The following is a 7,264-nucleotide window of genomic DNA, read 5'->3' on the forward strand; positions in this document are numbered from 1 at the left end:
CGGCTTTCTGAATGTTACGGTCTCTTTTGTGTCTTCCTTGCCGGGTTTGGTTTTATGGCAGTCCGTACAATCTATCTCAGTATGGGGATTAGGCCTTCCTTTTTTCTTTGCGAATTCTTCTATTGCCCTGGAATCGTCTTCCTGGGCGGAAAATAAAGTTTGCCCCGAAAATATGGATATTGAGATTATTAAAATTATGCCCTTTTTATAATTTTTTATTAAATTAAACATTTTAATCTTCTTTCATAAAAATATTGAAGCAATTTTCATACCATGATTAAAAATATTTTTTAATTAATGAGATAACTTATTGGTAAATATAGAAATATTTTCATGAATAGATAATTTTATGGTATTAAAATAATTTAGTTTTTTGTCATAATGACTTAATTTTAAAATAATAAAAACAACTGTTTGTCATTTTGACAAATCAAATGAATAGAAGTTTTAATTATTTTGTTTTGTTTTTTCTGTTAGAATATATTTCACTATGACTAAGGGGATTTTACTTCTTTCAATTCTTCCTCCTTTCTGGCCGAAAATGCCGCCTCTGGGGATTTTATATCTGAAAGAATATCTAAACAGCAAAGGGGTTACCGCTGATATTCTGGATTTAAATAATTTTTTCTACAATTTGGCAGGGATGAATAATCATTCGCCCCTGCTTCAAAAATCATGGACGGTAAGTTGTAATACCTTTCTGGAAAAAAATGTCTTATCAATTATTAAGACAAATTTCCCCGGTGATTTTAATGATTGCGTAAATAAAATTTTAGAATATGATATGGCTGGTTTTTCCTGCTTCAAAAGCAATTATAAAACTACTATTGAGGTTATAAAAATTCTAAAGTCGAGGAAAAGCGGCATAAAAATAGTTTTAGGAGGGCCGGAAATCGCGAGACAATATTTTAAAACGGATGGAAAATTCAATGATGAGATTTTAAATCTTGCGGATTTACTTATTGCCGGCGAAGGGGAAAAACCTTTGTATGATTTTATCGCAGGGGTGAATAATCATCCGCCCCTGCCAACGCGAAATAATGTCTCAAAATTCATCCAGCTCGAAGATCTCAAGTGTTTACCGTTTCCCCGGTTTAACGGGATTGGTTTAAAATCATATCCAAAAAACAACGCTGTGCCGGTTTTATTTTCAAGGGGCTGTGCGCGAAAATGCAATTTTTGTTCGGAAAGACTGCTTTATAAAGGTTTCAGGTCAAGGCCCGTTGGAAATGTCATCAATGAAATAAAATTTCATTCACAAAACGGCATTAAATATTTTGTGTTTTTTGATTCAATGCTGAACGCGGACCTTAAAAAATTTGAGGGGCTTCTTGATGCCGTAATTTCCAATTTTGGGAATATTTTGTGGGAGGCGCAGATCGCGGTCAGAAACGACATGGATATGCGAATATTCGAAAAAATGAAAAAAAGCGGCTGCTACAATCTCTTCATAGGCCTTGAATCCGGTTCAGACAAAACTCTAAAAAATATGAATAAGGGATTTACATCAAAAGGCGCTGAAGAATTCTTCAGGAAACTCAAAGAGGCGGGACTTTTTTTTGGAATAAGCCTGATTACCGGTTACCCGGGTGAAACAGAAGAAGATTTCAAAGAAAGCCTTGATTTTGTCATTAAAAATAAAAATCTAATCCCGAAAATCGAACAGATTAATCCTTTCACCTATTATGACGGGACAAACACGGATAAAAAAGCCGATTATAAATTAAACAAGGAATCCATGCGAAGAATGGAGATTTTTGTTGAAGAAATCAAAAAACACAATTTCAAATACATAAATGCGTTCCTGGGGAACCTGGTTGAAAAAATATAAAATTTTACAAAAATGCCGGAAATCAACGAAATAAAAATCCAGAGAATTCTAAACCCTACCGCCATTGACCTTGGCGAGTATGTGATTAATCCTTTCATGGGATGCGAGTATGCCTGTTTATACTGTTATGTGCGTTCAAACCGGGTAATAAGCAAAAAAAATAAACCATGGGGCGAATACGTGGATGTCCGGGTAAACGCGCCTGAATTGCTTGAAAAGGAATTAAAATCAAAAAACCCGAAAACCGTTTTATTAGGCTCCACGACTGAATGTTTTCAGCCGGCAGAGGCTGGATACGGGATTACAAAAAGGCTTATTGAGATTTTAAATAATCACGGTGTATATTATGTGATATTGACGCGTTCACCTTATATCGTGAATTATATCGATTTATTAAAAAAAGGATTTTGTAAAAGGATTTATTTCACGGTAAACAACTTCGGGCAAAATTTTAAAAACAAGCTCGAGCCAAACAGCCCGCCGTTTAATTTAAGAATCGAGGCGGTAAATTCACTTCTTGATGAGAATATTACCGTGGTCCCCTACTTCTCGCCGGTGCTCCCCTGGATATCCGATTTCGGGGAAATTTTTCCCGTGATAAAACATTTTAAATCCATGGAATTTGAATGCCTGAATTTTAACCTGAAAAATATAGACGTAATAATAAAAAATATCGGAGAGATAGATACATCAATAATGGAACAATATAAAAAGATGATAGAATCCAAAATGTTTTACGATAAAGTATGGTTTGACATTAAAAATAAAATCGTGGGATACGCAAAAAGTTCCGGCGCGGATTTTAACGTCCATGTCCACAATTTTGGCGGGTATTTTGAAAACAAATATAAGAATATTTGATAAAAAACTTTTGATCTTTTAACTTCTTTTTATTTTTTCCTGTTTCACTCGCGGTGCTCTGTTGTATTAAAAGTATATGACTCAACAATCCCTTTATCATCAAATAAAATCACAAGATCTTTGGTGCTTGTTTCGCCGAACAGCCTGTACCGGTATTTTCCATAGGTCCATGTTTTTTTGCCATTTTCAATCCCGACGCGCCAGGGAGAACCGAACGTGGAACGGACTTCAGCCTGCGTGGTTTTGCCTATTTGTATTTTCTTTACTTCAGAAACCGCGAAATCGCGCCCGACAGCCGCGCATCCAACCGAAAAAAACACCAAAAACAAGGGCATAACCAAAAATAACCGGACAATCCGGACATAAGCTGACTTAAATATCTTTTTTCCCATTTAACAGCCTCCATTTAAAAAACTAAAGGTTAATACTATGTCAATAAACACTAATGCTTATTTTTGTCTCTGACCTTGCGCCGTCATTATCTATAACCCTTACCTTTGCATTATAACTGCCGGGATTGCGGTATATATTAATTACTTCATGGATATTCAAATTACAGTATGTCGTCCTGTCATAAGTGCCGTCCCCTTCAAAATCCCACTCATAATTTAATATACTGCCATCGACATCCTCGCCTTTGATGATAAATTTAACTTCCAAAGGATGTTTTCCTGAAACAGGATTTGCAGTCAGTTCCAAATAAGGCGGCTGATTTGTCGATCCGCTTCTTGCGGGGACACGTACGTTTCCCAGGTTTTCATACGAACCATTGTTCAGGACACTAATAAATGTAACGGCATCTCCTCTTTCACCGCTGTTATCGATTGTCCTTATTTTTGGACTAAAACCGCCGGGGATAGTATAGGTATGGCTGATTTTATAAGTATCTGAATTACAATAAATTGTAGTGTCATAAGTGTTGTCTCCTTCGAAATCGAATTCGTAATTTAATATACTGCCGTCAATATCACTCCCTGTGATTGTAAATTCCACTTTCAGAGGGGCGTTTCCGCTAAAAGGTTTTGCAGATAATGTTATATCCGGAGGCTGGGCCGGCGGGCTGGATTTCTTATCTATAATTTTATATCCTTTTTTTAATATATTAAATCCGCCAGACGGGTTTAAAACTTTTATAAAATATTCACCCGCTTTTAAATTATCCGGTGTTTTAACTTTAAGTTTATCGGAACTCAGAAAGGTTACTTTTTTAAAACTAATTTCAACAGGGGCCTTAATTATATTGTCGGAATCGGTGTCATCATCAATTTCAGAAGGGTTTTCTAACCCGAGAAATACTTTACAATTCACCTCAAAATATTTGCCGGTTATGCTGAAAGAATTACTTGAATCGGCATAACCATAATTTGGAGAAACTGATTTTATAATTGGCGGATTAGCATAAATTCTGTTAATTGGGAAAAATATAAAAAACAGTGAAATTGTTAAAATTATTTTTCTTTTATTTATCTTGATTCTCATTTTATGGGTGTTTTTCATAATAGTTCTCCCCAATGGGGGTTTGCTTTTTACCCCTTTCAACCTTTTATCTGCTTTTTTGCCGACTTGATAAAGCGTCCGAATGCTCTGTCCTTTTTCCGTTTATCCGCGTATGACATCTCGTGGTAATCAGCTTCCTTCTTAAGCTTCATATAGCTGGAATAGCGTTCTTTACTCAGTTCACCATTTGTAACAGCAATAAGGACCGCGCAGTTTGGTTCCTGTGTGTGGCTACAATTCGCGTAGCGGCATTTCCCGGAAAGTTCAATGATATCTTCAAAGCCCTGTTTAACCCCATCGCTGACACCAAGAAGGCCTAATTCCCGCATCCCGGGCGTATCAATCAGCATCGAGCCTTGATTAAGGAATATAAGCTGGCGGCGCGCCGTTGTGTGTGTGCCTTCTCCTGTTCCACTGACGACATTTGTGTTAAAAGTGTCCTGCCCGATTAAGCGGTTGATGAGGGTTGTCTTGCCAACTCCCGAGGACCCAAGCAGGCAATATGTTTTCCCCGGGATTAGAACTTGCTGGAATTCGTCAAATCCGTATCCGGTTATGTTGCTGAGGGCAAAGACTTTGGATATGACGCCAGTCTGTTTGACAGCCGCAAGTTTTTGTTCCAGTTCACTGTCAGAGATTAAGTCCGTCTTGGTAAGAATAACAATCGGCACAACGCGGCCGTCAGCTGCCATTACCAAATATCGATCCAATCTTTTCATATTGAAGTCAAAATGACACGATTGAACAATGAAAGCGATATCGATGTTGGCCGCGATCATCTGGAAATCCACGTTTTCACCGGCGCACTTTCGGCGTAAAAACGTTTTTCTTGGAAGAACTCCATGAATAATTGCTTCCGTATTATCATTGTGATACTGCACCGTAACCCAATCACCCACACATGGCAGGTCAACCGGGGATTCAACTCGAAAATAAAATTTACCCGCGAGTTCAGCCGCAATCTCTCCGGATTCATTTTTGATAAGATATGAACCACGATCAACCGTTGATACACGCGCAATACTATGACCTTCCTGACGGAAGGCATCAAAATGCGCTTCAAACCATTGATCAAAACCTAAATTTTTCAATTTCATCATGTTTTCTCACCGAACGCCGAGCTTAGCGAAGTTCTAACAGCGGGACGGAATATATTTCTTTATGCTATTATTTAAAAACCGGCCTTAAAAAATTGCGTTCGTAGCTTATTATACACTTAGTTTCCTTCGCATATTTAAATGCGGATTGACATTCTGGGTCTTCATTTATTTTATGCCTGTATTTTTCATATTCAGCTAAACTTGGAAAACTAAACAAAGCTATTGCGACATTATTAGCACCTTCGTGAGGTAAAAAATATCCATGATGCGTGCCACCGAATTTATTTACCAAAGGTATCCACATTTTTGCGTAATTTTCAAATTCATCCGCCTTATAAGGGTTTATTATATAACGAAGGTAACAGGTAACCATTTTTATCCTCCATAAGGAAATTTATAGACTAAATATTTTCTATGATAGATATAACAAAAGTTAAAATAATAAATAGAATGCCCGAGACCAGGTATTATATTTGAAAGAAGGACACTAAGCCATGGATCCTTGCTTTTTTTCCTTGAATCTTCAAAAGCCTCACTATTCATATCTACAGAAATTATAACACTAATGATATAATCTTTAAATAAAAAACGAAGAAGAGATATTGGCTATATAGAAGGCGCAAGCCGTGAACAGGTTATACGTTTCCCCTAGTTTCTTTTCAAGCATGTAAATCATAGAAATCCAGAACTTCTTTTGCCCTCTTTGTGATAAAGTAATTGGGTTGATTAATCTCACCAACACTTGTTACCAGATTATTAACCTTTTTTTCTAATTTCCAGTTTCCATCCGGCATGCATTTTGATTTTAGTAAATCAATTGCCGGTTTGATTTCTTCCGACTTGGTGCCTTCTCTTTTTAACAGCCAGAGGATTTCCAAATAATCGCTTTTATACATATTGGGAAACGTCAACTTATCAATATTTTTAACCATTATCTTGTTTTTATGATGGGAACTAAAACAAACGTTATGCAGCAATATAAAATCGACGCATTTCTCTAATAATGTGTTTATTGGACTATTTCTTGCTTTTTTTGGAATAAACGAAAGGCCTTTAAATAGTTTTATAATTCCCCAATAACAAGTGTGTTTGCCGTAACAGCTTGTATTTGCGCAATACGCATTTTTCTTAATGACATAATTCCCGTCATCAAACCTTTGGTATTGATGAAAAAAGTCAATAGCCTTTAAACTTTTCTTGCTGATCGAATCTGTGAAATAACATTCAAGATAAATTATATTGCCATTCAGGCAGGGGATTGGGAACTGGTCATTTTTTAATGAATAAATCCCTGTTTTTGGATCATAAAAATGTTTTTGAATGGTTTTTAATGCTTTCTTAACCCTGATATCGTTCTTTCTATAGCATAGGTCCGCAAGCAGTATCAATGTCCACAATGTTGATTTGAAATTTGGAACATAATGCAGGTAAGTTGGATAATATTTACTGGATACCGGAAGCATTTTCCAGCATCCATTCTTGTCTTGTGAATCAAATATGTGTTTAATAATTTCCGAATATTTATTCATGTTTTTATTTCACATAACGACCTGAGCGAAGTTCTAATAGCAGGGCGGAATAGTTTTTGTTGCGGCCCGGGTTATGCGAAGTTTCCCGCCAGAGGCGGGCAAAGCGCTCACGTCCGCCTCAGGCGGATTCTTATTCATCAGCCCGCGCTTTCGCTATCCCCTTCCTCCAGACCCAGCCTCACGGCCTGAGCCCTTGGGGTTTCACTTATCCTTCGTCCTTATCTGCCTGGATAGGAGACTTGCACTCCCGAGTACTGAAACATGCACAGCGCACACGAGTAAATCAGCGGTGCCGCCCCACGGCATCCGCTGCATGATGTTGTTGTAGAGTAGAACACTGGCGCAAAACTTTCGTTCCGTTTCCAGCATCCCCTCATCAAACCGTGCTTGAAGTTTTCCCTCACACGGCTTTCCGATAACTTTCTTCAAGAGGCTTTCGCCCAGCA

At 37.4% G+C, this 7,264-nt stretch carries 9 protein-coding genes; 2 read left to right on the forward strand and 7 right to left on the reverse strand.

Translation table 11 applies throughout. The features are described 5' to 3' along the window. Nucleotides 1-231: hypothetical protein (locus tag AB1498_03575; protein MEW6087358.1), on the reverse strand; the 231-nt coding region annotated here is incomplete at its 3' end. A gap of 259 nt (nucleotides 232-490) precedes the next feature. Here AB1498_03575 and AB1498_03580 point away from each other — a divergent pair. Continuing rightward, on the forward strand, nucleotides 491-1,831 hold the full coding sequence (locus tag AB1498_03580; GenBank protein MEW6087359.1) for a radical SAM protein: 1,341 nt from the start codon (nucleotides 491-493) through the stop codon (nucleotides 1,829-1,831). A gap of 12 nt (nucleotides 1,832-1,843) precedes the next feature. Then, the gene (locus AB1498_03585; protein MEW6087360.1) at nucleotides 1,844-2,692 is read left to right on the forward strand and encodes a radical SAM protein; all 849 of its coding nucleotides are present in this window, start codon (nucleotides 1,844-1,846) and stop codon (nucleotides 2,690-2,692) included. A 44-nt stretch (nucleotides 2,693-2,736) separates the two neighbouring features. Here AB1498_03585 and bamE read toward each other — a convergent pair whose 3' ends face one another. The 6 genes from bamE to AB1498_03615 form a co-directional block, all read right to left on the reverse strand. Then, the gene (gene bamE, locus AB1498_03590) at nucleotides 2,737-3,084 is read right to left on the reverse strand and encodes an outer membrane protein assembly factor BamE (protein ID MEW6087361.1); all 348 of its coding nucleotides are present in this window, start codon (nucleotides 3,082-3,084) and stop codon (nucleotides 2,737-2,739) included. 40 nt (nucleotides 3,085-3,124) lie between these two features. Further along, nucleotides 3,125-4,189, reverse strand: a complete 1,065-nt coding sequence (locus tag AB1498_03595; protein MEW6087362.1) for a PKD domain-containing protein — start codon at nucleotides 4,187-4,189, stop codon at nucleotides 3,125-3,127. A 38-nt stretch (nucleotides 4,190-4,227) separates the two neighbouring features. After that, nucleotides 4,228-5,289, reverse strand: coding sequence for a ribosome small subunit-dependent GTPase A (gene rsgA / locus AB1498_03600; protein MEW6087363.1), 1,062 nt, complete (start codon nucleotides 5,287-5,289; stop codon nucleotides 4,228-4,230). Between the two features lie 67 nt (nucleotides 5,290-5,356). Then, entirely contained in the window at nucleotides 5,357-5,662 is a 306-nt protein-coding gene (locus AB1498_03605; GenBank protein ID MEW6087364.1) for an NIPSNAP family protein, read from the reverse strand. Nucleotides 5,663-5,948: 286 nt separating this feature from the next. Beyond that, the gene (locus AB1498_03610; protein MEW6087365.1) at nucleotides 5,949-6,818 is read right to left on the reverse strand and encodes a hypothetical protein; all 870 of its coding nucleotides are present in this window, start codon (nucleotides 6,816-6,818) and stop codon (nucleotides 5,949-5,951) included. A gap of 201 nt (nucleotides 6,819-7,019) precedes the next feature. After that, nucleotides 7,020-7,264 (reverse strand): hypothetical protein (locus tag AB1498_03615; GenBank protein MEW6087366.1); only part of this gene is annotated, 245 nt, incomplete at its 5' end.

It is taken from the genome of bacterium (assembly GCA_040754625.1).
GTDB lineage: Bacteria > JACRDZ01 > JAQUKH01 > JAQUKH01 > JAQUKH01 > JAQUKH01.